The organism is Amphritea atlantica, from assembly GCF_900111095.1.
Classification (GTDB): domain Bacteria; phylum Pseudomonadota; class Gammaproteobacteria; order Pseudomonadales; family Balneatricaceae; genus Amphritea; species Amphritea atlantica.
The window spans coordinates 157,144-183,011 of the sequence record NZ_FOGB01000003.1; the positions used below are offsets into that span (position 1 = coordinate 157,144).

Here is a 25,868-nt window from a genome sequence, read left to right on the forward strand (position 1 = left end):
CTATCAGTTGAGAACTTTCATATTAGATATTACTAATATATAATATACAAAATGTCTTGCTCCGCTATGACACATGAATTAACAATGAGGCTAACTCCATGACTCTTAATGCTGCTCTGCGCCTGCTGGCGGGTTCTGTAATTCTTATCAGCCTGGCCCTGGGAACCTATGTTAACCCGGCCTGGTATTACCTCACCGGCTTTGTCGGCCTTAACCTGCTTCAGTCAGGCTTCACCAAGTGGTGCCCGGCAATAACGGTATTTCGCATGTTAAAGCTGAAAGAGCAAACCTGCGCCACCGGGATGAGTGTTCATCAGGGAGTCCATATTATCGCTGGCGCAGCGGTGCTGATTACCGTTAGTGCCTTTATGTTTTTCGCCGCGCCACAATGGGTGCTGTACATCACAGCAGTGGTCGGTGCCAGCCTGCTGCAGTCGGCCTTTAGCGGCTGGTGTCCCGCATTCACTGTTGCATCACTGCTGGGATTTAAAAAAGCGGTGTAAAGCACAGATCTGACTAAGCATCGCAATAAATGCCGCCCAGCGCGGCATTTTTTATATCTGCTATTTCTCTCCCGGCTCAACCCTGCAACAACAAACTCATTACCCAAACCGGTAACTGCAACGCAATGGGTTGCAGTTCATCTGTCTCTCACCATGATAGGATAGCGGTACTGATCTGAAGGAGAGCACCGGGTGCCGCGTTACAATCTGCAGAAAATGATTAAATTGATGCTGCCAGGCATCTTCTTAATGCTGCTTGCACCGGTGATTCATAGTCAGCTTCACGACCTTAATATTATCCAGCAGCAGCTTCTCAACTACATGCCACCATTGCTGGGCGGGCTGGCCATCATTCTCTGCATCAGTTTCAATCAGGGACGTTTACTACTGACAACGATCAACCTGTTGTGCCTGTTCCTGTTGATTCAGAACCAGCTTCAAACCAGCCTCAGTCAGCCCGCTAATTTTGTTTTATTCAGTGGTCTGAGCCTGCTGTTCCCGCTGCTGCAGCTTTTTATCAACTTTATTCCTGAGCGGGGGTTAAGCAGTCGCTGGCTGCTAAGACACCTGCCCGTGATTATCAGTGGTTATCTGTTTTTCTGGTTAGCCGCACAAAACCATCTGCTTTCTGCCTGGTTCAGTGCCTTGCCGGTGGGTTTGATTCAGATGTTTTCTGATCCCTATCTGCTCAGCCAGTGGGCGGTATACCTGTTCGCCGTCACCACCCTGCTGGGGCTGGTGATTCTGTGGTTCAGAGCTACTCTGGCAGATGCCTGCCTGGTCATCATCACCCTGGCCATTGCCGCGATGCTGGCGCTGTTCGGCGAAACATCCGTCTCAGTGCTCAGTTGCACACTGGGATTAATACTGATCCTGTTTACCGTACTATTTAACTCATACAGTATGGCATTCATCGATGAATTAACCGGATTGCCTGGGCGTCGGGCACTGGAAAATACCCTGCGCAGTGCTGGCCGTCGTTACACCCTGGGAATGGTTGATATCGACCATTTCAAGAAATTCAACGACACATATGGTCATGATGTGGGGGATCAGGTATTGAGAATGGTCGCCAGTCAGATGAAGCAAGCGGCCCGGGGCGCATCCGTCTTTCGCTATGGGGGCGAGGAGTTCACTATCGTTTTTAAAGGGATGGATGAAGTCAGCGCAATCGAGATTGCCGAGAAAGTACGCAATACCATTGCCGCTTATCCGATGCGGATACGGGATAAAAATCGCCCTGGAGATGAAAAAAAGGGCCGTCAGCAACGCAACCGCTCCAACCGGCCAGAGGGTACCACCGAAGTGACCATCAGTATCGGACTGTGCGAAAAGACCCCTCAACACAAAGACAGTCAGGCGGTTATTAAACAGGCGGACGAAGCACTCTACCTGGCAAAACAACAGGGGCGTAACCGTTCGGTTGCCAGTCATATCGCACAACCGCGCGCACGCAAAACCTCTTCCTGATGAAAAACTTTCACGCATATAACGCCGCTGGCAGCCGATAACCTTGCATGAAACACGGGCATTACTAAACTTAAAGCTCGTCAAGTAAGTTCCTGCAACACAAGCTAAGGAGATGATATGGAGATCAGTTCTATACAGGGTCAGTCGGCGGCTGAGCGCAATAAACCGACGGAAGAAACCGCGGCAACACAGAAGTCAGTACAGAATCAGGCCATTCTGCAGGCCTCTCTGGATGTCAGTATCTCTTCAGGAAACGATTCACTGGCACTTCTGTATCGCACCGCGGTTACTGAGTTAAACAAAGTGCTTGAAGCTGATCTTGGCCCTTCAGCCATTCAACAGGCCTATGATTCAGGTGTGGACGTTAGCCCGGCGGCAACCGCTGAACGCATTGTTGCGCTCAGCGCGAACTTCTTCAGCAGCTATCAGGATCAGCACCCGGAGATGGATTACCAGACTCAGGTAAAAAGCTTCGTTAAACTGATTTCGGGCGGTATCGATCAGGGATTTGCCGATGCCCGGGAAATTCTTGATGGCCTGCAAGTGCTTCAGGGGGATATCGCTGCAAATATTGATACCACCTATGATCTGGTGCAGGAGAAACTGAGCACATTGATGGATACACTGCTCAATCCGGACCCGGCAGCAGCTGATGACGCAGAGCAACCCGGCTGATAGAAACACTATTCAGCGTTAAGCTAAAAAAACCGGGCAATGCCCGGTTTTTTATCGTTATGTCCAGTTAGAAAGCGTATCGCACCCGGCCATAAATATTACTGGCGTTATCAAACTGGCCGAAAAAAGTATGCGACTTTTCGCCACCGAAGATATTCGCCCCCAGATCAAAGCTCAGAGTATCACTATAGCGATAGTTGACCGATGGCCGGACATAGTGGTCGTCATCACTGGGGGAGTAGAAAACAAACATCGACCAGACCAGATTATCCTGCCACATCCGATAGCTCAGCCGGGTGGTATAAAGATAACGATACTCTTCCGGGTTATAGGGCGATGGGGATGCCGCCACAAGTGCATCATAATCGAGGGTTTGTTCCAGATAATACTGCAATCCCAGCGTCAGTTTCGGCAGCATTTCCCGCTCATACCCGAGTAACAGTCGAAACTGACTATTGGGTTTATAGGGATCGCTGCCATCACTATCCTCGGCCAGGTGCAGAGCCACCTCCGCATTGGCTAACCCGGAACCGAGGTTCCCCCTCACGCTGGCGCCGAGGACATTCAGACGGGTAAATACAGGATTTCCTGAGCTGTCCAGAGCATTGGGTTGCTTCTGAAATCCCCGATAGCCATACAGCGCCCACTCGGTACTATCGACAGAGCCCGACAGCCGGGCAGCAAACTCGCCATTATTAAAACTGTTAGCGGGTTCATCGGCATCAATTCGTCCCACCGGCGCTGCGACGTTCTGTCCGGCCTGCGGCGAGAACCATGAGAAACGCTCACCGTTAATATAGCGGTCCGAGGTATAGTCCGGCATCCATACCAGATCAAGGCTGGCAGACTCGCCATAATAGCTGGCTTTCGCTGCCAGCACCGGGGCTTTCAGATACTCGGTATCCCGACCAGAGAAAAATGACTGCCAGTCCTTCGGAAACAGATCATTGAGAAACAACAGATCACCGGTTCCCCAGGTGAGCACCTGCTGTCCCAGTTTCAGGTCGGTGCGATCAATCGGAGTCAGGGTATAGGACGCCTCACGCAGATCCCCCCTCAGTCCCTGATCAACACCATCAGCATACAGATCCGCTTTCAACGTATAACGATCATTGCCCACATAACCGGTGGTTTCCAGGCGTAAACGCAGATCCGCTAATGTCGCATCATCGACGGGTGCAAAACGGTCATTGAGGGCGGGGTCATAACTCAGCCGGTTGCCCAACCCACCCTCAATGAAACCATGCCAGTTACGGGTGTTTTTCGGTTCAGCCCAGCTATCATCACTCCAGCTATCGTTACCCCAGCCCTGTTCACTATCACTGGCTGCCGGAGAAGTCTCCTGCTGGGCCGCGACAACAGGTGCCGCAGCCAGCAGAGCGATCATCAGTACCGTTGGTTTCAAAACTGAATTATCCTGCACGTTAATCACCACCCTCGTTGTTACTCTGGACGCTTAAGCCACTGACGTGGCGGATTGCGCAGAGAGCGTTCAGTAAAGACCGAGCTATCCATACCCAGATCATAACGGATAAAACGAAACTCCATTGTGGTACTGGCACCACTCACCAGATCGCTGACCCGTGATTTAGTCACCGTAGGAAACCCCTGAACCTGTTCAGTTGCCAGAACCTCAACACGACGATACAGCTTATCACTGGTATCGTAATACTCAATTTTCATCGGCAGCATGCTGACCTTATCGATCCACACCCGATAATGACTGAACTCAACCGAACCAGGGTCCTTAGGGGTATTGTCCAGCACATAGAACTCGGCGGTGGTTTCAAGCAGTTGATGATTATCCTCCTCGGGATTGCGGCCGGACACATCTTCATAAAAATAGTTAGAGCCGACAAAGCTGGTGCGTTTGTCGCCAGCAGAGATCCGCTTTACCAGATCCAGACCGGGAAGATAGAGCCAGCGATCATCATCGGTACCGGCATGTTTCTCTACCAGGAAAACCGTACCCCGGACATCCGCTGGCCGGCTGAAGGCAACCAGAAACTGCTGATCCCCACCATCTTCATGATCTCTTCGGAGGATAGTAAACTGCCGTTGTTGTTGCCGTCCCTGAGAGTCCTCAATCAGCATCCGTGCTTCTGAACGACCATCTGCACCCTGATAATAAGCCGCCAGGTTTGCCTGATTGACTATCTCATTAACGTCGCTCAGATCTGCTGCATACAACGGTGCTGAAACGCTCAGGGTCAGGCCTACTACCAGTGAGGTAAACAGTTGCTTAATCATGGATACTCTCCTTTATGCCTGGCTTGACGCCAAACAAACTATCTTTGTCTTTAATCATTTCCATCACCGCTGGCAGCAACATGACGGTGACAACAGCGGACACGGCCATGATGGTTGCCAGGAAGAAACCGACGGTAATGTAAGGAACCAGCGGGGCAAACAGCAAAGGGGTGAAGCCAATAGCGACCACCACCGCGTTACGGCTGATCGCCCGGGAAGGCCCTTTATAAACCTCCGCGACGGTCTGCTCCCAACTGCCACACTCACGATAGATCGCCCGGGTACGTTCCAGAAAGTGGATCGCAAAATCCACCGACAACCCCAGGGTCAGTGCCGACAACACCGCAATCGGCATATCATAGTCCTTACCTGACAGCCCGATCAGACCGTAGATAAAGAGAATCGTCACCGTCAGCGGCAACATCGACAGCAGGCCTATTTTGACTGAACGGAACAGCAGGATCATGATCAGCAGCACCATGAAGAATGCCCCCATCAGGCTGTTTAACATGCCATTCACCATTTCATCCTGCCAGACAACGTTAATGTAGGTAAGGCCCGCCCAGTTGAGTTTAACCCCTTCCGGCAACGGATGATCCGCAACATAGCCATCGACCAATTTCAGCACCCGGTTCATATCCTGGTTATCGCCACTACTTAACTGCAACCACAAAACGGTCGAACGATAATCCGGTGTCACCATATGCCACAGGTCGTTGGGACGGTGCGACCCCTGGAAGCTCAAAACGGTCTGTGCCGCCGCCGCAGCGGTCGATGGCAGACGATACTGGTCTGCCGCCCCGCCCTGAAGCTCACGATAAACCGTTTTCAACAACGTTGGCAGGCCATTACTCTTACCCACATATTCAGAGTCATCAAGGAAGGTTTGCAGTCCATCCAGATATGTCATTGCATCAGGTGTCAGAAAATACTTACTGTTTATCTGAGCCTTTTCAGTCATATCCAGAAGATCAAGCCACAGGGTTTCATGATCACTGTCGTCATAACTGAGCTGATCGAACAGGTTGATCAGTGCATTGGTATATTCGATGAAGCTTTCAGCAGTAACGCTATCCAGTTTTTGCTGTAGCTCAACCCCCTCTTTCGCAGCCCGGGTCTGCAAGGATTGCTCCAGTCCGCTGCGCAGATCACCGGTCTTATCCAACACCAGAAAAGCATTATAGGTTCCGGGGAAATGATGGTTCATCACCCGGTCAGCCACACGCAGAGGGTGATCGGGTTTAAACCAGCGTACCGGGTTATCGTTAATCTGAATCTGCGCCACACCATAGGCACTGCCCACCACAATCAGCACAAACAGGACTAACAGGCCTTTGGCCCGGGCGATTGAAAAACGCCCTGTGAAGATCAGTAAACGCCCCAGGAACGAGTTATCGTCCTCATCAATATTATGGTCCTTCATCTGCGCCATCCGCTTGGGTGACAGGCTGATGATATACGCCGGCACCAGCGTAATAGTAAGCACAAACGCCAGCATAATACCGAATGCCACATGCAGACCGAAGATCTGTACCGGCGGGATCGGCGTGAAGGCCAGCGAAGCGAAACCCACGGCAGAGGTGACAGAGGTGTATAGCATAGGCGTAAACAGATGCCCCAATACCTCTTTCAACGCTACTTTGGGGTCTTCCCCCGGACGATAACGGTCCGCAAACTCAGACAAAATATGCACTGAGTCGACCACCGCAATCGGCATCAGGAAGATCGGAATCATCGAACTCATAATATGGACGGTATAACCCTGACCGATCAGCAGCCCCATGGTAATAATCACCGATCCCATCGCCACCAGCATTGGAGCGGTGATCAGCAGAAAGCTGCGGAAAAATACCCACATCAGGATAAAGATCATCAGGCCCGCCAGCGGCGCAGAGATCGCCATCTGGATAAACATCTCAACGCCAAAGGTATCTTCCGCGACCGGTAAACCGGAGATGTAATACTGATTGTTACCGCTGAGTTTGCTGATCTCTGTCTGAATCAGTCCGGAAATACGATAACTCTCAGATTTTTGCGTAATCGGGATATAGATACCCGCCGCCTTGCCGTCACCCGAGACCAACGTGTTGTTCAGCAAGGGTAAGCGTTCAACCGAGGTGCGGATCTGATCGATACCGGCCTGATCGGTGGGCACCTGTTTCATCATCCACTCGAAACGGATCGTCCCCGGCCCCTCCTGGCTGATATTATCGACACGGTCCAGCGACATCAGGTCCTGGCTGACAACACCATCCATCTGTACGATAGCATCTGACAGTTGCTGCAGTTCAGACAAACTCTGCTGATTATAGATGCCCCCAGCCGAGTCATTCACCACACCGACAACAATCATGTCGTGCAGTCCGAAACGCTCTTTCACATGATCATGAAACACCCGGGCAGCATTATCAGCGGGCAACATATTCTCAGGATCCGTATCCACCTTGATAGACGGAATCTGCAAACCGGCTATCACGGTCAGCAGTAACACCCCGAAGAACACCCACCTGGGGCGATTCATTGATAGATTAACCAGTGTCGTTTGCAGCATCTGTTAGTCCTGTTTTACTTATAGTTAAAGCTATTGTTTGATTAGTATATTAGCATATACTAATATTTAAAAGTACTACATTAGTAAATTGCGAATTAATAGCCACTAAAGTAAAATAACCCCTACATTGTAGGGCAATGAGAGCGTTTTATATGACCTGCAGAATAATAAAAAGCGGAGGACAGATTGAATACAGCATCCCAGCAGATGACACCGGAAACACTGGCCATGATGAAAGTGAACTCCAGTAAAGCCGCTAAACTGATGAAAGCGCTGGGGAACGAGAGTCGCTTGCTGATTCTTTGCTACCTGGATGGTAAAGAGCTTTCAGTCAGCGAACTCAACCACTGCCTGGATCTGAGTCAGTCAGCTTTGTCACAGCATCTGGCAGTGCTGCGTAAAGATGGCCTGGTGAGCACCCGACGGGAGTCTCAGACAATCTACTACTCACTCTCTGGCGATACTGCCACCCGGATTATTCACACACTGCATGAGATGTTCTGCCCTACCGTCTGAAGTAAAAAACTGAGGTAAAGCCCGGAACATAAGCCCGAACATAAGTCCGGAACAAAAGCCCTGAAGATCAGCGCTTAACAAAAAAACCATCCGTCACCGGATGGTTTTTTCGTTCAATACCGTTTTAATTCTGCAGTCGGTAACGCTGCCAGTCTTCAGTTGGCTCATTCAGCATCATCTCCATCTCCACCACATCTTCTTCCATGTTGTAGTGATTTTTGAAGCCCAGCTTCTGTGCCAGCCCCTGCATCCCTTTATTAGAGGTCAGGGTTGATCCCATCAGCAGCAAGGTGCCCCGTGCTTTACAGTAATCGATCGCTTTCTGCATCAGTACCGCGCCCAGCCCCTCTCCCTGCAGGTCATCCCGGATGACGACCGAGAACTCAGCACGTACATTATCAGCATCGGTCACCGCCCGGACAACCCCCAGGGTTTCCCAACCCGGCGCCCCCTGTCTGGGAGCTGTCACGATAAAGGCCATCTCCCGGTCGTAGTCAATCTGCGTCCAGTTAGCCAGCTCCTGATGGGTTGGTATGCCACGGCTATAGAAATAACGCAGGCGGATCGATTCCGGACTCAGTTTGTTATAAAACTCCAGATGGTTAGGTTCATCCTCTCCCCGTATCGCTCTGACCATCGCCTTACGCCCCGATTTACGCAGTGAAATATGTTCACTGAGATACTCAGGATAGGGTGAGATCGCCAGCACGGATGGCTCGCCCAAAGAGACCGCGACATCAACAGCCAATGCTCCCCGCCGGTTAATCAGCATCGGGTTAATCTCCAGACCTTTAAGGTTGGGCAGCTCAACCACCATCTGTGATAGCTTAATCAGCAGATTACTAAGCTGCTCCAGATCTCTCTCAAGCTGTTCACTGCTCTCTTTCAGCACAGAATAGATATGTGACGTCATGATCAATTGACGGGCCAGACTGAGATTCAGCGGCGGTAGCATCACTTGCCGGTCCGCAAGAACATCAACGGAATACCCTCCGTTACCAAACACCAGCAGCGGCCCGAACACCGGATCACGGGTGATCCCCATATTGATCTGCAGCGACTGGAAGCCCCGCTTCATCTGCTGCACACAGACCCCCAGAACTTCATCGTCAGGAAAGCGTTCTCTCACCCGGTAGGCCAGCTGTGTAGCGGCCTGCCTGACCTCATTAGAGGAGAACAGATCCATCGCCTGATCTTTCCAGCGGGGGTGATTTTTATTGTCGTAGTTAAACGGATAGATATTTTCCCGATGCATCACTTTTAAGGCGACGGCACCCCCCAGTTTTTTAGCAATATCGACCACCCCATCTACATCATCAGCATACTGGGTATGGGAGACCGGAATATCATACTGATCCAGCAGATCTGTTGCTTCGTTATGCGTCAGGTAGTCACGCCCCTGTGCCATTGCATCAGCAATCAGGGCTTTGGCCCGCTGATGGTTCCGCTCATTGGGATCTTCAAAAGGCGCGGGAGTCTGCTTCATCACTTCCTGATTACGGCGAAACTCCACCATATGCATGAATGCATCGACCGCTTCTTCGGGGGTGATAAATGTGGTCACTCCGGCAGCGTTAAAATGGTTACGTGACTCAATCGCCGTACTTCGCCCCATCCAGCAGGTGAGAATATTGCGCGGTGTATTACGGGACACCTTAATAATCTCTTCAGCAGTTGCCACACCGGGGGCCATCCGCGTGGGGGCATGAATCACCAGTACGGCATCCACATTGGGGTCTTTGGTTAATAACTGAGTTACCCGGGCGAAACGCTCCGGCGTCGCATCCGAGTGCAGATCGATCGGGTTTTTCAGATTCCAGTGGTCCGGCATTATCTCCCGTAACGCGGTCACCGTCTCGTCACACAGCTGCGACAGCTCTCCCCCTCTACGCAACAGCTGATCCGTCGCCAGAGCATTGGGGCCCATACCATTACAGACCAGCGCCAGCCGCTCACCCCGCATCGGCTTCATCCGCGACAGCGTTTCCAGAGCATTATAGAGCTGATCGACAGTGTCCACCCGAACAACACCGGCACGGCGCAGCGCCGCATCGTAGACCAGATCTTCATCTTTAATGCCCAGCGCTGGCTGACTGTCCTTATCTTCATCGAAGATCATATTGGATTTGAGCACCAGCACCAGTTTGTTACGCGAGGCCGCCCGCAAAGAGCTGAGCAGATTACGGGAGGAGCCAACCAGATGATCCAGTTGAATCAGAATCGACTGGGTGTAGGGGTCCTGAGCAAAGTAATCGATAATCGACGGCAGGTCGATATCAACCCCTTCGCCGAGCGTGAGAAAGTGGGAAAAGCCGATCTCCTGTCCGTTAGCCCAGTCAATCATTGCTGTGCCCAACAGACCGGACTGCCCGACATAACTCACTTTACCCTTGCGGATATTCAGATGAGAATAGCTGGCATTCATCTTATGGCCAGACACCAGCATCCCCATGCAGTCGGGTCCCAGTATACGGATACCATAGGGCCTGGCGGCCTCCATAATCTCATCCCGCATACTTTTACCCAGAGGTTCGCTGGCAATAGACAGACCGCCTGTCAGAATCATAGCGGCCTTCACCATATTAGCACCCAGTTTACGGATCAGTTCAGCGACACTCTCCGGTGGCGAACAGATGATCGCCAGGTCCGGCATCTCTGGCAGCTTGGTTAATCCGCTGTAACAGGTGACACCATAAACGGTCTCATAGCCACGCTTGTTAACCGCCATAAGCTTACCCTGAAACCCGCTATCCAGCAGGTTTTGCAGCACCACACCACCCATGCTGTTCTCTTTCTCAGAGGCTCCGAACACCGCAATCGATTTAGGCTTAAAAAAACGTTTGAGATATTTTGTACTCAAGAGACTTACTCCGCAGACCTTCAGGACTGACCCGTTAATCTGATCGAATGACTGAATCTATATCTTCCATATTACGCAGGTGCAGCACAAACATTATTGCGCGAATAACCGTGATTAAAGTCATAAAGCCCTGCCAAAGTGGGTAAAAACACATGTTCAAACCAATAATGCTGCCAACTGGTAAGTAAGTTACCAGTTCAGTCTAGCAACGTCTGCAGCACCGGCAACACTTCACAGCTGACAGCCTGCAACCACGGGAGTAACAGCAAAGCTTAATAATCATAAGAGGCAATAGCTGTTCTGGCCCCACATTTGCTATATAAAACTGTATAGAGCCTGATCCCCCTCTGGCGGGTGGGCAATCATTAGCCGATAAACGTGAATTAATAGAATAAAAGGTAGCACAGATGAAACTCCGCCCTATGATCATGTCCAGTGCAGCATTTATCACGCTGATAACCTCTGTGCCAGCAATGGCCCATACCGGTCACAGTGCCGGGTCAGGTCTTCAGTCCGGTCTGATACACCCGTTCTCAGGTCTTGACCATCTGCTGGCGATGCTGGCAATCGGTTTCTGGGCTGCGATGCAGAACAGAGCGCAGCGGATCAGCATCCCTGTCACCTTTATCCTGTTTCTCGCCGTTGGCTTTTTTATGGCAACCGGCGGCGTGGTGCTGCCCCTGGTTGAGCACACTATCGCAGCCTCTGTACTGGTTTGCGGCCTGATCATTGCGACCGCCGTGCGGCTGCCTGCCATCGCAACGCTGACCCTGACAGCCCTGTTTGCCTGTGCCCATGGCCAGGCCCACGGCGCTGAAGTATCAGGAGCGTCAGTGCTGCTGTTTGCCGCCGGCTTTATGAGCAGCTCCGCCATCCTTCATCTGACAGGGATGGGAATATTTAAAGCAAGCCGGACATTAACCCCGCGACTGGCTCATATCGCGGGTGCAGCGATCGCCAGTGTCGGCAGCTATCTGTTGTTAACGATCTGATTGACTGGCCGCTGCAATACTCACTTACAGATCACACACCTGATCCTGCTGTCCGGTTTCTCATTGCCCGTCAGCCTGATATGTCTTACGCGTCCCCGTAAGACCTCCGCTGTACTGTTTTGATCACCCAAAACAGCTCAAAGCACTCTTCACAGCCGGGCTCTGTCCGGCTTTTTTTTACTCAGATAAAAGAAAACCCGCGGTTAGCGGGTTTAAGCTTGTACCATCAACCAGACTGGTTTACAGCGCGTTCATCTCTTTGAAACGGGCAACCAGCTCAGCAGGGTACTGTTTCTTGTTACTGTCATTCAGAACGAAAACAACCGTCTGCCCTTCTGGGCCGGTACCGATCTGAGTCAGACGGAAAGCGGCTTCACCGTTCTGACGAACCTCCTGCATATCTTCCAGGGTATTAAACACATACAAACGACCATCTTCTGCACGCATTTCACCGTAAAAATCTTTTGCTGCAGGCAGCTTACCATTGTACATATCAACGCCAGCCAGACCGTCAAGCTTCTTCTTGTCTTCGCTGCGCAGACCAAATACCAGAGATTCACCGTGCGGCCCGGCACCGATAAATACTTTGCGGAAAGAGGTTTCGCCCACTTTCAGGAAGTCCTGATAAACCGCAAAGTCATCAAAAACATAATGCCGGCCTTCATGATCAACTTCATACAGGTCCTGGTTATTCAGAACTGGTGCCTTAACCATCTCCTGTTTAACTTCATTGGACTGGCATGCAGTCAGTGACAGTGTTACACCTGCAATCGCTGCGGCGACAGCGGCTCGTTTCAGAAAGGACATGTTTTCTCCCGGTTTAATATGGATAGCCTGAACCGATCTATCGTCAGACTGAAAATATTCCACCCGAAGGGTAAACAGGAAAAATGACAATCAGGTTGCCGGGTTATTGCTATTTGATGACAACGGTGAAGCCAGCCTCTGTCAGGCTGACTGAATCGGCGGTGTATCTTCTCTGCTGAGCACTTTCACTCAGCTTCATCCAGCAATGAAAAGGAGATAAAAGTGGTAAACAGCCCCAGTCCAATTACCACCGGCGGGGCGGGAATGGCCAGCATCAACAGCCCGGAACCGAGCCAGATACGATACACCCAGCGCAATCGGGCTTTATAGGCTGCCGTGAACTTTCGCCGGAAGAAATGGCTGCTATCGGGGTATTTGACGTGCATCCATTCCGGTAGCATCAGGCGCAGATAGAACCATATTAATTCAAACCCCATAGTGGTACTCCCTTCAAAGCAATCCTTTAAGCTTATCAAAGAATCTGAATTTTGCCCGTCCGGCGGATCACGCTGTGCAATACAGTGAGGTTTATATCAGTAATCGGCTACCCGGTAGAGAATCGCGTCCCGATAACCTGTAACAATACGGATCAATCCGGCAAGCTGATGGTTAAGCTCAGCATCACCACTGTCAACGATCAGGGGGCGGCCTTCCAGCTCTTTAATCTTGCTCTTGGTTGCCACCACCATAATATTTTCACGGCCGATACGCTTGAGCAGCTCGACACTGAGCTGCTGATTACCCCGACCGATAATATGCCCCTGACCACCAATCACGGTGATCACCAGCCGGGTATCGTATCCATCGGTCAGCTCCAGCAGTTGCTGCGCGGTCAGATCGCTGCCGATCAGTTGACCGTTCTCGATCAGATCCACGCCCAGCAGGGTATTGTCCAGCCCCAGATGATCCATAATCGCCTGAACAGTGGAGCCAGACCCCATGATATAGCGCACGTTATCCTGCATGTTTTCAGTGAAGTCGGCGGCGATATCATCCAGCACCAGCTCTTCAACTTCACGACCGCCATTTTTGACATGCTGAAGAAAGCGCCCCTCCTCCGGTACCAGCAGCTCGCCGTAATACTTAGCCCGGACCCGGCCCGCGCGAAACGCCTCTTCGTCGATATCCCGCACCTCCTGATCCGCCAGTGTCACCAGCTCACCCCGCACCAGCATGGCGACGACATCCCCGGCCGCTTTCGGGGTCACCGCGTACACCCCGGAGTGAATTTTGACGCCAGCCGGAATCCCCAGCACCGGGGTAGCATCGCCAATCGCGTGACAGATATTGCGGGCAGTGCCATCACCGCCGGCAAACAGAATCAGATCAACCCCCTGCTTCGCCATCTCCCGGGCCGCACGCTCGGTATCTTCAGCACAGGTGTGACCCGCAGTAATAGTTCCGATCACCCGTGGCTTAAAACCAGCGATACGAGCGCTGTCCTCGCCCATCTCGCCGGGATAGGTAATCAGTTCAATCTCCAGCCCTGCCAGGGGTTCCAGTGCCTGCTGGGTGCGCAGATTGGCTTTTGGTTCGGCCCCCAGTGCCAGCGCTTTCAATGCGGTCGCTTCACCATCACTGCCTTTAAGGCCTACGCTGCCCCCCACACCTGCCAGCGGATTCACAATCAAGCCAAGACGAAACATCTACAACTCCTGTCCGGTCTGATCGAGATTGCCCGTCTCAACCAGAAACTGCTGATAAACAAATGCGGTAATAATCAAACGGGTATCTTCATCCAGATCGAGAAACTTAAAACCATGATTGAGCACACTGCTCGTCTCAGCCGCACTGCTGTGCATATTTCTTAACTCAACCGGCACCAGTAAAACCTGATCGATATCACCGATCTGTAAGCGTGTCGTCAGATAAAAGCGATCTCCCACACTGCCCAGGGCGTAGGGCAACTGCAGACAGACGCCCTCGCGGCTGATATCAACACAGAGCGCATTTACCGGAAGGCCGTCACTCTCCGCCATCTCATCGTAATCATCAATAGAGCAACTGAGACTCACGGGAATCCGGCTGTGCTCCCTGATCCGTCTCAGCTCAATGGTTGCGGGGTATTCCAGCAGCCAGTAACTGAACGGCTGATCGTATTGTTTCAGTATCTTACTGGTGAAGTTGCAGATGCGGTTACCACTGATCAGACGCAGACTGGCGAGATTGCCCTCATTTATCAGTGTCGGCACACCACTTTTCGGCGGTGGCGCTGAGATCATAACCCCACCGTTCTCTGCATAGCCCAGCAGTTTAGCGGTATATTTTACCCGGGGAACACGGATCTCTACCCGAACCGGCTCGCCCACCTGCAAACGCAGATCAGCCAGTTTTTTGTCCGTTTGAATGGGTTCCAGTTTCAGCGCCATCAGAGCCTTATCGTGTTGCGGATTATTAAGAAAATATTATACAGATCAGTCAGCTTGCTAAACTAACCCATCAACGCTTATAAATGAAAGTTTTCTCAGCAGACTGCTCAGTCCGGACAAAACCCCACCGCCGTCAACTGCTTTGCAAGCTCAGGTGAGGGCTTGACGCCAGACAACGTTGCCGCGACAAACTCCCGGCGCACCGGGTAGTTTTTCCTTAGCAGATCAAACGCCTGCGGTTGCAGGTCAGTATCCACCAGCGAGTCCATAAAGCGCTGAAAATCGGCCTCTGGCTGATAGATAGCGTGAACGATATCGGTCAGCGTCTCCGATCCATCCAGCTGAATGTCGGGTGCCGACCCGGCACTGGCCAGACAATCCGCCAGCTCAATAGCCGGGGCTATCCCCTGTTGCTGGCAAAACGCCCGATATAGCATCCAGGTGCCGCGAATTTTACCATCGAGGCTATAACCGGCGATATGGGGTGTGCCAATGCGCACCCGTTGTGCCAACTGCGAGTCCACCACTGGTTCCTCCTCCCAGACATCCAGTAACAGTGTCACATCTGAACGCCCCCGGTGCCAGTTGAGCAGCGCCTTATTGTCGATGACCGGTCCCCGTCCGGCGTTCAGTAATACCGCCCCAGGCTTAATATGTTCGAGATTATCCGCATTCAGCAGATGAAAGCTGGGATGATCTCCTGTTTTAGTCAGTGGCGTATGCAGACAGATAATATCGGCCTGCGCTAATAGCGCAGAAAGCGCGATAAACCCGGTTTCGCCCGCAGCTGCACGGGGAGGATCATTCAATACTAATGTCACCCCCAGATCGGTCAGCCGCTGCTGCAAACGCCGGCCAACATTACCCACCCCGACAATACCAACAACACGCTCTGTCAGCTTAAAGCCCTGTTCTGCGGCAACCAGCAGGAGATTACTGATAACATACTCAGCCACCGCATCGGCATTACAGCCCGGTGCGCTGGAAAAGCCGATGCTATGCGCCTGTAGCCAGTCGGTATCGATATGGTCCGTACCGATAGTCGCGGTTCCGACAAATCTGACCGGGGTATTCTCCAGCAACTGCGGATCTACCCGGGTGACTGAACGCACCAACAGCATGTCAGCGTGTTGCAGATCGCTGTTCTGAATGGTTCTGCCCGGCAACGTATGAATCTCGCCCAGATGGCCAAATAAACGCGCCAGTGCAGGAATATTTTCATCTGCCACGATGTTCAGTCGGGATGGTTTCAATGATCACTCCAAAGGTTATAAAATCAGCTGGTTAAGGGGCGAAACGCCGATTATAATTGCCCGCCTTACGGTTTGACATCATTTCCGGACAAATTTACTCGGGTAGTTTTTTGATTATTCGCTGGCGCAGACAACAGGATTATTTCATTGTCCGACTCTATCAGGATCTGATGGGGGACTGGGTGCTGAGTGAATCCTGGGGCAATACCCTGAATAACAAAGGGTCTGTGCATCACACTATCTTTCACTGTTACCACGAAGCCCGGGCACAGCTCCGGGAGATCAGCCGAAAGCAGAAATCCCTTGGGTTTAAAAAAACCGTTTCCAAAGAGCAGCAGATCGAACTGGATTTCGGTTAACCTGCGCCGGCGCAACAACCCTGTAATTAATTAGACTCAACGGTTGGCATCTGCGCACCGCAGCGATATATTCCTCTCTACATAATACAATAATTTCAAATAATCGTTGCCGACGGTATCACAACACTGGCCGTCAGATATGAGCTAAGAGAGGTCTTATGAGTAAGTTTGATTTTGCCCCGATGCCAGACAAAGAGGGCTATTTCGGTAATTACGGTGGCCAGATTATCCCCCCGGAACTCAAGCAGGTGATGGACGAGATCGATCAGGCTTATGAAGAGATCCGCAACACTGAAGCGTTCCAGAACGAACTGATGCAACTGAATCAGGACTATGTTGGCCGCCCCAGCCCGATCTACCATGCCAAACGTCTGAGTGAAAAACTTGGCGGCGCACAGATCTACCTGAAACGGGAAGATCTGAACCACACCGGTGCCCACAAAATTAACCACTGTCTGGGTGAAGCCCTGCTGGCAAAATTTATGGGTAAAAAGAAAGTGCTGGCGGAAACCGGTGCCGGTCAGCACGGTGTCGCTCTGGCCACTGCCTGCGCCCTGGTGGGCATCCCCTGTGAGATCCATATGGGCCAGGTGGATATCGAGAAAGAGCATCCCAACGTCACCAAGATGAAGATTCTGGGCTGCAAACTGGTACCGGTCACCCGGGGCACCGCCACCCTGAAAGACGCCGTCGATAGCGCCTTCGAAGAGTATCTGAAAAACCCGGCAGAGTTTATCTACGCCATCGGTTCTGTGGTAGGCCCCCACCCCTTCCCGAAAATGGTGCGTGACTTCCAGAGCATTGTCGGCCGTGAAGCCCGTCAACAGTTCAACGACCGGCATGGTAAAAACCCGGACATCATCACCGCCTGTGTCGGTGGTGGCTCCAACGCAATGGGACTGTTTACCGCCTTCCTTGAAGATGAAGATGTGAAGATCGTCGGTGTAGAGCCAGCAGGCAAAGGTCTGGACACCAAAGATCACTCCGCCACCCTGACAAAAGGAACACCGGGCGCAATTCACGGCTTCAAATGCTATGTACTGCAGGATGAAGATGGCGAGCCACTGCCGGTTCACTCCATCGCCTCCGGCCTGGATTACCCGGGCGTCGGCCCACAGCACTGCTATCTGAAAGATATTGAGCGGGTTGAGTATGAATCGGTCACCGACGAAGAGTGTCTCAACGCCTTTATGACCCTGTCTCAGGTAGAGGGGATTATCCCGGCACTGGAAAGCGCCCACGCCGTCGCCTGGGCGATGCGCGAAGCGCCGAAGCTGGGCAAGGATAAGAGCATTCTGATCAACCTGTCCGGCCGGGGCGATAAAGACGCCGATTATGTGGCGGATAAATTGGGGCTTTAAGTACTTAAATAGAGTTCTGAGATAAAGAGTTCTGAGATAAAGAGCTCTGAAATAAAAAGAAAGGATTAGATCTTTTTAATCAATCAGTGACTGATTGGTGATAGATCTGGTCCTTTCTATCCTATAAATAAACCCTTATAGACATTCGCAAGCTGATCGTACCTAAAGCACTCATCAGACTTTTCCAAAGTTACTTGGAAGCCTTGCAATTACTCATCATTGCCAGGACCAAGATTCACCTTAGCTAACCAGCTGTCTAATACGCTTTCCAGCCTTTCAAGCTGTTCTTTATGTTTGATTTTATTTTTAGCTAAACGCTGAATATTATTTAACTTCCAACGCACTGCTGGTAGCTCAGCAGCGGAAGGTTCTTCGAACAAAGACCAGTCTGGCTCTCCGCGCTTAAACGATAACAAAAACATCTTATCCTGCTCTGTCATTTGGGCTTGTAATGAATTCATCATTTCCGCCCTTGAAGCTGATAGCATATCCAGAGCAACAGGTTCACTCGTCATGCCTGAGAATTCAGTTCGATAGGCGTCATCCAGAGGCTTCCAGTTTGGCGCCAGAACCTCATGGATGGGCCTTGGATGACTTAGAACATAAGCCAGAAAACCAATAAATATCTCTCGGGAAATGCCCTCATGGGCTAATAACATCTGCACATCAAACAGATCTCTCGGATGCTGCCGATCCATTGCCGCACACAACTTGCCACCATAAAGATCAGGCAGGCTCACAACCGGAATTTCTGCATAACCAAACTCATCCTCTACCAATGCAACCACTGGAAGCGATACAGGATCATGCAGTGTGCCTCTTGCAACAGGAGAGACTTCAATTTTGATAGTGGCTGTACCACTGGTCACAATAACCCGCAGTTCATCAGGCTTATTGTCCTGAAGCGTTGCAGTCAATACTGGCTGGGCATTAATCTCCGCTTTCATCCTCATCAATGCGGCACGAGCATTTGTCAGAGCGTCATCCCTTATGTCTAAAGGCAGCTAAGCTAAATCAATATCGACAGACAAACGCGGGAAATCTCGGATAAACAGATTGATGGCCGTGCCACCTTTCAAGGCAAAAACATTTTCGCCAGCGACGACTGACAACATCTTTATCACCAGAGACACTTGTTGATAATAAACAGAACTCTTATTAATCATCATGGTGTCCACTGTTACGACTAAACGATACAGGTACCGTGATCTGGTAACGCTCATCATATCTGCCCAGCGATACCACCTGACGTTTTCCTGCACCAAGCGCTATCACGGATTCATCAAGACGCTTCACCCATGGATGATCATAATAATGACTCAGATAGAGGAAGACCCGGTTAGTCTTAACTGAGCGGCTTCGACTTAGAATTGACTGTACTTTTCGAGGACTCAGGCTGACTAACCCCTGGAACAGCTCAGCCGCATGTTCGAAGCTGATATGTTTACCTATAGCATCAACAACCTCGTAAGCCGCCAACTCCGGGCTACTCAACCTTAGCTCCCGGCCATTAACAGAGCGCGTAATAAAATCTTTTTCGACCTGCTCGCTGAGTTTGTGATTGCCACAATACTGCCAGTCCTGACCAAACTCACGAAACCACTTGGGCAAGGCTTGTTTTTCTTTAGTGCCAACCCAAACCGTCTCTGAGTTTATCTGTAAATAGTGACTCAGCCCCTGATGGTTAAGACTGCTCAGACCAGCCAAGTGAACGGGCAGGTGCAGCTGCTGGATGAGCGCTTTCAGCGCCTCGGTCCAATCAGGCTTAGGCTGATCCCCCGGCCCGGGACGATAATAAACACCGGCACCCAGTTTCTTCAGCCAGCCGCTTTCCCAATACTTTTGCGCCAGGGAGTAGCTGATACCATTCTCCGATAGCCATTGCTGCAACACCAGAGAACCAGGAGACGTATTGCTAACCAGCCAGTTTAATTTATATGACATAATCACACCTAAGGTATTAATATAATCATTATAGTAAACCATAGCGCATTAAATAGTTTATTAAAAATAAATTATTCATACTTTAAGTATGACTAAAACCTACAAGCTAAACCAAATAACGTTGTGACAGAGTTAAGCAGGTTTCCGGGTTCAGGCCCTCTTCTTCAGTTGCATCGCCCCGCGCTCGGCTTTGATACGTTCAAGCAGGGCTTTGATACGTTCAAGCAGGGCTTCGGCTGAATTTTTACGACTGATCAGATCTAGGTTCTATGCGCGCCAGTCGGCGGTGAGTTCGCCGCGACAAATTCGACGGGATCGAATTTGGGCAGCCGCAGGCTGGGGCGAAGCCCCGAGTGCATGGATGCACAAGTTTAAGGCTTCGGCTAATTGACGTAGCTTGATCAGCGTGGTGTTGGGGTCTCTGGAAAAAGACCTTTCCGCTGCGTTAGCCAGCTGTTGAAAGATCGGATCATACTCTGCCAGGAAGGCAAAGTTGCTGTGTGGTGTTTCAGGTGTCATCAAAGCCATCGTTCCCTCGAAGCACAGCTGAGTTGCTTAATTATCAGGCGGTTAACCATGATACTACTAAGCTGTGCTCTGAAGGTCAGCAATAATTTGTAGAAACTCAGTACTTTCCTGCTTAATGACTGCACTTAACGCCAGAAGCTCTATCGACGCTATGAGCTATGTAGAAACACGAATATCTTTAAAAATGCTTCACCATCCAGTCGATAAACACTCTTAAAGCTGGTTTCATATGCGAGTGATGGCTGTAGAGCACTGAGAGCGGTAATGAAGGGGGGCGAATGTCGGGCAGAATCTCAACCAGTGTGCCTGCTTCAAGCTGACGCCGGATATGGTATTCCGGTATCTGAATAATCCCCATGCCCGCTTCACAGGCCGCCACATAGGAGTCACCATTGCTCACAGAGATCAGCGCGGGCAGGGTTTGCTGTTGCAGCTGTCCATCCAGCAGAAACTCCAGCGGTTCCACCTCTCCACTGGAGGTCGAGCGGTACTCAACGCATTGATGTCTTTCAAAATCACTGAATCTCTGCGGTAAACCAAACCGATTAAGATAGAGCGGACTGGCGCAGGTGACCTGCCGCAGTGGTGTCAGTGGTCGGGAAATATTCGAAGGGGTATCTGTCAGCGTGCCGATCCTGATGGCACAATCGACCGACTCCTCTACCAGATTGATCACCCGGTCACCGGCACTCAGCAACAACTCAACATCGGGATAGCTGGCGCAAAACTCAGGTAGCCGGGGAATCACTTCCAGACGGGAGAAGCTATTGGGTAGATCCACACGCAGAGGCCCCCGAGGCATAGCGGCTACCTGGGAGAGAAGTTCCTCTGTTTCGCTCACCTGTTCGAGTATGTTGCGACAGCGCTGATAATAAAACCGGCCATCGACGGTAGGATTCACCCGGCGGGTCGTGCGGTGAAGCAACCTGACGCCAAGGCTTTGTTCCAGCTGTTTCAGCATCGATGTTGCCGAAGCCCTGGAGATATTCAGCTCCTTTGCCGCCTGGGTAAAACTGCCGCTATCGACAATGCGGGTAAAAATCTGCATAGCAAACAGTCTGTCCAATTCTCACCCCTTTATGTTTCAACAACAGTCTATTATTCAGCTTTTCCAAACAGTTTATCTCTAAAACCGCTGATTATCTCGATTTATCCAGAATATATACTAGGTATACTAAACAATAATCCACTAAATCGGGATAGCTCCAATCATGCATAAAGATCTCTCATTATCGGCGATTACCGCCGGACTGCTGGCCGTACTGATCTCCTATTCCGGCCCGCTGGTGATTTTCTATCAGGCGGCGCAAAGTGCGGATGTCAGCAACGAAATGATGGCTTCCTGGGTCTGGGCTATCTCTATCGGTGCGGCTGTTTCAGGCATATTCCTGAGCATCTGGTTTAAGGCCCCCATCATTACGGCCTGGTCTGCCCCCGGAACGGCGCTGCTGATTACCCTCTTTCCCGAGCTATCCCTGAATGAAGCCGTTGGCGCTTATATTACAGCCGCGTTTCTGCTTATTCTGCTGGGGTTCTCGGGTTACTTTGACCGCATCATGAGCGCTATCCCCAGAGGGATCGCCCACGGGATGCTGGCCGGAATTCTGTTTCAATTCGGGATTAAAGCATTTCTGGCGATCCAGTTTATGCCTGAGCTGAGTATTCTGATGATCGCCAGCTACCTGATATTCAGACGCCTGCTACCCAAATACTGTCTGTTGTTGCTATTGATCACCGGTCTCGCGGGGGCGATGCTGTTAGGAGAAACCAATCTGCAATCGGTAGAACTAAGCTTCACTTCTCCGGTGTTTATCGCGCCAGAATTCAGCTTTAACGCCACCCTCAGTCTTGCCATTCCGCTGGTCATTGTCAGCCTGAGTGGCCAGTTTCTACCGGGCTTTGCCATTCTCAAAGCCTCAGGGTTCAACACCCCGGCCCGGCCCATATTTATCTGTACCGGTGCCATATCCGTAATTACCGCATTCTTTGGGGGGATCACCACGGTGATTGCTGCGATTACAGCGGCACTCTGCACCGGTAAGGATGCCCATCCAAATCCCGACAAACGATACATCGCAGGCATCTCTAATGGTGTGTTCTATCTGATTGGCGCTACCTTTTCTGGCACTATCATTGCGCTGCTGGCGGCACTGCCGGAACACTTTGTTGAGGTGCTGGCAGGGCTTGCGCTGCTGGGGGCTATCTCCAGTAATCTGCTGGGGGCGGCACAGGAGAGTTCTCACTTTGAAGCTTCGCTGATCACCTTTGTCGTCACCGCGTCAGGGATGAATTATCTGGGCATTGGTGCCGCGTTCTGGGGAGTGATTATCGGCTTGCTAAGCTACGCTGTGTTGTATCAGAAACGGGAAAATATGCAGGCCTGGTTCAGGCGGAGCTGAATACTTATAGCGAGACGCAAAAATTGAATGATTGACAGGCCGTATACGGCCTCCCGTCGATTGGGTTAGCCTGATCGATCCCCTATACTATTTCCATTCATCGTTTAACTCTGTGACTGACGTCGGGACAAGCGATGCACGTTCTATAGCTGTGAAAAAAATGAGAAAAATATAATGAAACAATCAATTCATGAGTATCTCGCCGAGTTCGAAGATATTCCGGGTACCCGGGTGTATACCGCCCAGCGGGGCAGAAAAGGTTACTGGTTAAACCAGTTTTGCATGAGCCTGATGAAACCGGAAAACCGCGAACGTTTTAAAGCCGATGAGCGGGCCTATCTCGACGAGTGGCCGATGACCGAAGCGCAGAAGCAGACCATTCTCGATCGCGACTACAATGCTGCCCTTGATGAGGGCGGCAATATCTACTTTTTAGCGAAAGTGTTTTCAACCGATGGTTTAAGCTTCCTGCAAGCGGTCGGCACCATGACCGGTATGACCCCGGAAGACTACCAGGCAATGATGATCGCCGGTGGTCGCTCTCCTGAAGGCCTGCGTTCAATAAAGGATGGGAATTAATCATGGCACGAATTACAGCAGCCATCGCCAGTAGCCATGTACCCGCCATTGGTGCAGCGATTGATAATGGCAAGACCGAAGATGCCTATTGGAAACCGATTTTCGAAGGTTATGAGTGGACCCAACAGTGGCTCAAAGAAGAGAAGCCCGATGTCGTTATTCTGGTCTATAACGATCATGCCTCCGCCTTCTCGATGGATATTATCCCAACCTTTGCCATTGGCTGTGCTGAAGAGTATCAGTCAGCGGATGAAGGCTGGGGACCAAGGCCGGTACCACCCGTTGTTGGCGAGCCTGATCTGGCCTGGCACATCGCCCAGTCCTGCATCCTGGATGAGTTTGATCTGACCATTATTAACAAAATGGATGTTGACCACGGTCTGACCGTACCGATGTCGCTGATGTTTGGTCAGCCCGACGCCTGGCCGGTCAAAGTAGTACCGATTGCCGTCAACGTGGTGCAATATCCACCACCCACAGGCAACCGTTGCTGGATGCTGGGTGAAGCGATTGCCCGCGCCGTAGAAAGCTTCCCTGAAGACCTCAATGTACAGATCTGGGGCACCGGTGGTATGAGCCATCAGCTACAAGGCCCACGTGCAGGACTGATCAACCAGCCATTCGACAATGCATTTCTCGATGACCTGACCGCCAATCCTCAGCGTCTGCGGGAGATGCCCCACATCGAATATCTGCGCGAAGCAGGCTCTGAAGGTATAGAACTGGTGATGTGGCTGATTATGCGTGGCGCACTGGGAGACCATGTTAAACCGCTGCACCGTCACTATCATGTACCCGGCTCTAACACCGCAGTGGGCCATCTGGTTTTAAAACCGGAATAACCGGTCTTACGATTAACACATCACGTTTGTGTTGTTCTCAGGCCATAGTCGTTATGGCCTGAGCACTTTAGCGTGGTGCTTGTTGCTTTCAATGATGTCGAAACTCACTTAGCTTGAGATAAATGACAGGCATTCTTGCAGAGGATTGTATTGGCACTCTAATTCATGCCAAAACTCGAAAGCCCACAAAAATTTGCGCCGTGAGGTTTGTCCCTCTCCATTGCTTTTGTTAGCGATTTGTTAAGCAAAATTTTCTGAAAAATGCTCGTTAAAATTTTTCACTTCCTTAACGAACATCTCACAATATGCCCAAATAACCAGATCAAACAAACCTTCCGGCAGTTTTTTTTTCTTTAAATAACTAATTAAATAACTGTGCGTCAGATCGTGATATTCCATAAATGCCTTAACCCATCGATCACACTTTATTGCTTCACCACCCATATTTCTTATTACAAATTGACAATTAGCTGGTCCAATATATGGCAATTTCATTTTTCTCAAAGCCATTACATCTGTTTTGTCTAATTTAATGCTCTTATACTTTCCCTGAAACATTAACTTCCTGAAGTCCTTTTCTGAATCAAACGTGGAAACCAATTCTGCTATAGACTGAATAGCGTTCCACTTTTCACGTGCTTTAGGTGGTACTGATTTCCCGTGCATGGAAACGAGAAAAGAACTCCACTCTTTCTTGGAAGAGGAAGAAATATCTTCATAGTTCCATGAAAATCCATTGTCATCTGCTCTCTCTAAGAAAGAACTAGCAGACACGCGACTCATGCCAGATGCCCAAACAGCAAAGATCACTGCCTCGATAAATGACTTTCTCGTGATGATTTTTGGGCGTTCATTCAAATACCAATGTACATCAGGATTTGAAATCCCCCCAATGCGCTTTAAACATTTTTTATATATCGAATATATTGTCATACTATTTATCACCCGGCTTACCAGCAGTTTTTTGATGACGGCTTTTGTGCGTGCTGTTGCAAAAAAAGTGACCGCGAAAATTTGTCCGGTGCAGCCGTTTGTTAGAGAGGGCTACATAGACGACTCCATAAGACCGCAATTTAGACACCTCATGCCACCGTAATTTTCGTTGTAATCCATTCCGCCTCCCCACCCACAAGAAGGACAAAACTCATCTATTTCTGAATCACCCCACTGCCAAGCGCCGAGATATTCCGGCACGCCATCTCGATCATGTGAAACGATTTCAAACGCGTTATCGTTTGTTGCAATGAAACTGCTTATCGAGTGCTGTTTAAGCTCTTCAAATACATCACTTGCATCCAATGCGAACCACTCCCGATGAGTGTTCACTGAAGAATATTTTTGATGCAGCTGTTTTTCCAATGCCCTATCGTTATTCGATTCTATCCATCCCATTAGCTTAAGCGCGTAGGGACTTCCCGTTTGCAACTGCCTAATACGTCTTTGGACATTAATGCTCATCCCAATCTTCACTCTGAGATCGCCATAATTTCCATTTTCGTTCTCAGCTATGAAATAGACAGGCATGTTCAATTCCTTGAGTAGCTCTAATAACGCCCACAACAGGGGCCAAACGAAGCGGAGCCAATTTGTGGTAGAGTGAGCGTAGCGAA

General features: G+C 50.6%; 23 protein-coding genes and 1 pseudogene. 10 read left to right on the forward strand and 14 right to left on the reverse strand.

The genetic code is table 11. From position 1 onward, the window contains the following. The first annotated feature begins 98 nt into the window (after nucleotides 1–98). The 3 genes from BMY09_RS06640 to BMY09_RS06650 all read left to right on the forward strand — a co-directional run bounded on the left by BMY09_RS06640 (nucleotide 99) and on the right by BMY09_RS06650 (nucleotide 2,648). Nucleotides 99–503: a YgaP family membrane protein gene (locus BMY09_RS06640; protein WP_091355662.1), complete on the forward strand. Its 405-nt coding sequence runs from the start codon at nucleotides 99–101 to the stop codon at nucleotides 501–503. Nucleotides 504–695: 192 nt separating this feature from the next. Continuing rightward, entirely contained in the window at nucleotides 696–1,973 is a 1,278-nt protein-coding gene (locus BMY09_RS06645) for a GGDEF domain-containing protein (RefSeq protein ID WP_091355667.1), read from the forward strand. Between the two features lie 117 nt (nucleotides 1,974–2,090). After that, nucleotides 2,091–2,648 (forward strand): DUF5610 domain-containing protein, encoded by a 558-nt coding sequence (locus tag BMY09_RS06650; protein WP_091355669.1) that lies wholly within the window; start codon nucleotides 2,091–2,093, stop codon nucleotides 2,646–2,648. Between the two features lie 67 nt (nucleotides 2,649–2,715). Here the strand turns inward: BMY09_RS06650 and BMY09_RS06655 are convergent, their stop codons facing one another. Genes BMY09_RS06655 through BMY09_RS06665 form a run of 3 tightly spaced genes read right to left on the reverse strand, consistent with a single transcriptional unit; the run spans nucleotide 2,716 to nucleotide 7,449 of the window. Continuing rightward, nucleotides 2,716–4,053 carry a DUF1302 family protein gene (locus tag BMY09_RS06655; RefSeq protein ID WP_245756517.1) on the reverse strand — a complete coding sequence of 446 codons (1,338 nt, stop codon included), beginning with the start codon at nucleotides 4,051–4,053 and terminating at the stop codon, nucleotides 2,716–2,718. 38 nt (nucleotides 4,054–4,091) lie between these two features. Continuing rightward, a complete protein-coding gene (locus BMY09_RS06660; protein WP_091355671.1) occupies nucleotides 4,092–4,898 on the reverse strand; it encodes an outer membrane lipoprotein-sorting protein in 807 nt (268 codons plus the stop codon). After that, entirely contained in the window at nucleotides 4,891–7,449 is a 2,559-nt protein-coding gene (locus BMY09_RS06665; protein WP_091355675.1) for an efflux RND transporter permease subunit, read from the reverse strand. Before BMY09_RS06665 ends, BMY09_RS06660 begins: the two co-directional genes overlap by 8 nt. A gap of 207 nt (nucleotides 7,450–7,656) precedes the next feature. On the opposite strand from BMY09_RS06665, the gene BMY09_RS06670 reads away from it, so the two are divergent. Beyond that, nucleotides 7,657–7,965 carry an ArsR/SmtB family transcription factor gene (locus BMY09_RS06670; protein ID WP_091355677.1) on the forward strand — a complete coding sequence of 103 codons (309 nt, stop codon included), beginning with the start codon at nucleotides 7,657–7,659 and terminating at the stop codon, nucleotides 7,963–7,965. 124 nt (nucleotides 7,966–8,089) lie between these two features. Here the strand turns inward: BMY09_RS06670 and BMY09_RS06675 are convergent, their stop codons facing one another. Then, nucleotides 8,090–10,825 (reverse strand): bifunctional acetate--CoA ligase family protein/GNAT family N-acetyltransferase, encoded by a 2,736-nt coding sequence (locus BMY09_RS06675; RefSeq protein WP_091355679.1) that lies wholly within the window; start codon nucleotides 10,823–10,825, stop codon nucleotides 8,090–8,092. 407 nt (nucleotides 10,826–11,232) lie between these two features. On the opposite strand from BMY09_RS06675, the gene BMY09_RS06680 reads away from it, so the two are divergent. Further along, nucleotides 11,233–11,817 carry a HupE/UreJ family protein gene (locus BMY09_RS06680; RefSeq protein ID WP_091355682.1) on the forward strand — a complete coding sequence of 195 codons (585 nt, stop codon included), beginning with the start codon at nucleotides 11,233–11,235 and terminating at the stop codon, nucleotides 11,815–11,817. A gap of 240 nt (nucleotides 11,818–12,057) precedes the next feature. Here BMY09_RS06680 and BMY09_RS06685 read toward each other — a convergent pair whose 3' ends face one another. From BMY09_RS06685 to pdxB, 5 genes are all read right to left on the reverse strand, one after another. Further along, nucleotides 12,058–12,624 carry a hypothetical protein gene (locus BMY09_RS06685; RefSeq protein WP_091355684.1) on the reverse strand — a complete coding sequence of 189 codons (567 nt, stop codon included), beginning with the start codon at nucleotides 12,622–12,624 and terminating at the stop codon, nucleotides 12,058–12,060. A 185-nt stretch (nucleotides 12,625–12,809) separates the two neighbouring features. Next, nucleotides 12,810–13,061, reverse strand: a complete 252-nt coding sequence (locus BMY09_RS06690) for a hypothetical protein (RefSeq protein ID WP_091355686.1) — start codon at nucleotides 13,059–13,061, stop codon at nucleotides 12,810–12,812. A 96-nt stretch (nucleotides 13,062–13,157) separates the two neighbouring features. Beyond that, nucleotides 13,158–14,270, reverse strand: a complete 1,113-nt coding sequence (locus BMY09_RS06695; RefSeq protein ID WP_091355689.1) for an ATP-NAD kinase family protein — start codon at nucleotides 14,268–14,270, stop codon at nucleotides 13,158–13,160. Beyond that, on the reverse strand, nucleotides 14,271–14,993 hold the full coding sequence (locus tag BMY09_RS06700) for a flagellar brake protein (RefSeq protein WP_091355692.1): 723 nt from the start codon (nucleotides 14,991–14,993) through the stop codon (nucleotides 14,271–14,273). It abuts the gene before it with no gap. Between the two features lie 107 nt (nucleotides 14,994–15,100). Next, nucleotides 15,101–16,246, reverse strand: a complete 1,146-nt coding sequence (gene pdxB / locus BMY09_RS06705; RefSeq protein ID WP_091355694.1) for a 4-phosphoerythronate dehydrogenase PdxB — start codon at nucleotides 16,244–16,246, stop codon at nucleotides 15,101–15,103. Nucleotides 16,247–16,356: 110 nt separating this feature from the next. Here pdxB and BMY09_RS06710 point away from each other — a divergent pair, with 110 nt between their 5' ends. Together BMY09_RS06710 and trpB are read left to right on the forward strand one after the other, a co-directional pair. After that, complete coding sequence (locus tag BMY09_RS06710; protein WP_139203141.1) at nucleotides 16,357–16,605, forward strand: hypothetical protein; 249 nt, start codon at nucleotides 16,357–16,359, stop codon at nucleotides 16,603–16,605. A gap of 158 nt (nucleotides 16,606–16,763) precedes the next feature. Then, nucleotides 16,764–17,966 carry a tryptophan synthase subunit beta gene (gene trpB / locus BMY09_RS06715; protein ID WP_091355699.1) on the forward strand — a complete coding sequence of 401 codons (1,203 nt, stop codon included), beginning with the start codon at nucleotides 16,764–16,766 and terminating at the stop codon, nucleotides 17,964–17,966. 209 nt (nucleotides 17,967–18,175) lie between these two features. Here the strand turns inward: trpB and BMY09_RS06720 are convergent. The 3 genes and pseudogenes from BMY09_RS06720 to BMY09_RS06735 all read right to left on the reverse strand — a co-directional run bounded on the left by BMY09_RS06720 (nucleotide 18,176) and on the right by BMY09_RS06735 (nucleotide 21,504). Continuing rightward, a pseudogene (locus BMY09_RS06720) lies at nucleotides 18,176–19,192 on the reverse strand (nucleotidyl transferase AbiEii/AbiGii toxin family protein). Beyond that, nucleotides 19,125–19,910 carry a type IV toxin-antitoxin system AbiEi family antitoxin gene (locus BMY09_RS06725; protein WP_091356248.1) on the reverse strand — a complete coding sequence of 262 codons (786 nt, stop codon included), beginning with the start codon at nucleotides 19,908–19,910 and terminating at the stop codon, nucleotides 19,125–19,127. The pseudogene BMY09_RS06720 and the gene BMY09_RS06725 overlap by 68 nt, the downstream one beginning before the upstream one ends. Before the next feature lie 706 nt (nucleotides 19,911–20,616). Further along, the gene (locus tag BMY09_RS06735; protein WP_091355705.1) at nucleotides 20,617–21,504 is read right to left on the reverse strand and encodes a LysR family transcriptional regulator; all 888 of its coding nucleotides are present in this window, start codon (nucleotides 21,502–21,504) and stop codon (nucleotides 20,617–20,619) included. A gap of 145 nt (nucleotides 21,505–21,649) precedes the next feature. Between BMY09_RS06735 and BMY09_RS06740 the strand changes: the two genes are divergently transcribed. The 3 genes from BMY09_RS06740 (at nucleotide 21,650) to BMY09_RS06750 (ending at nucleotide 24,258) form a co-directional block, all read left to right on the forward strand. Beyond that, on the forward strand, nucleotides 21,650–22,837 hold the full coding sequence (locus BMY09_RS06740) for a benzoate/H(+) symporter BenE family transporter (RefSeq protein ID WP_175483458.1): 1,188 nt from the start codon (nucleotides 21,650–21,652) through the stop codon (nucleotides 22,835–22,837). Between the two features lie 174 nt (nucleotides 22,838–23,011). Beyond that, nucleotides 23,012–23,416 carry a protocatechuate 4,5-dioxygenase subunit alpha gene (gene ligA, locus BMY09_RS06745; RefSeq protein WP_091355712.1) on the forward strand — a complete coding sequence of 135 codons (405 nt, stop codon included), beginning with the start codon at nucleotides 23,012–23,014 and terminating at the stop codon, nucleotides 23,414–23,416. 2 nt (nucleotides 23,417–23,418) lie between these two features. Next, nucleotides 23,419–24,258 (forward strand): class III extradiol dioxygenase subunit beta, encoded by an 840-nt coding sequence (locus BMY09_RS06750; protein ID WP_091355714.1) that lies wholly within the window; start codon nucleotides 23,419–23,421, stop codon nucleotides 24,256–24,258. 240 nt (nucleotides 24,259–24,498) lie between these two features. On the opposite strand, the gene BMY09_RS06755 is transcribed toward BMY09_RS06750, so the two are convergent. Both BMY09_RS06755 and BMY09_RS06760 read right to left on the reverse strand, forming a co-directional pair. Continuing rightward, complete coding sequence (locus tag BMY09_RS06755) at nucleotides 24,499–25,191, reverse strand: hypothetical protein (protein WP_091355716.1); 693 nt, start codon at nucleotides 25,189–25,191, stop codon at nucleotides 24,499–24,501. Between the two features lie 111 nt (nucleotides 25,192–25,302). After that, the gene (locus tag BMY09_RS06760) at nucleotides 25,303–25,782 is read right to left on the reverse strand and encodes a GIY-YIG nuclease family protein (protein ID WP_091355719.1); all 480 of its coding nucleotides are present in this window, start codon (nucleotides 25,780–25,782) and stop codon (nucleotides 25,303–25,305) included. Nucleotides 25,783–25,868 lie beyond the last annotated feature (86 nt).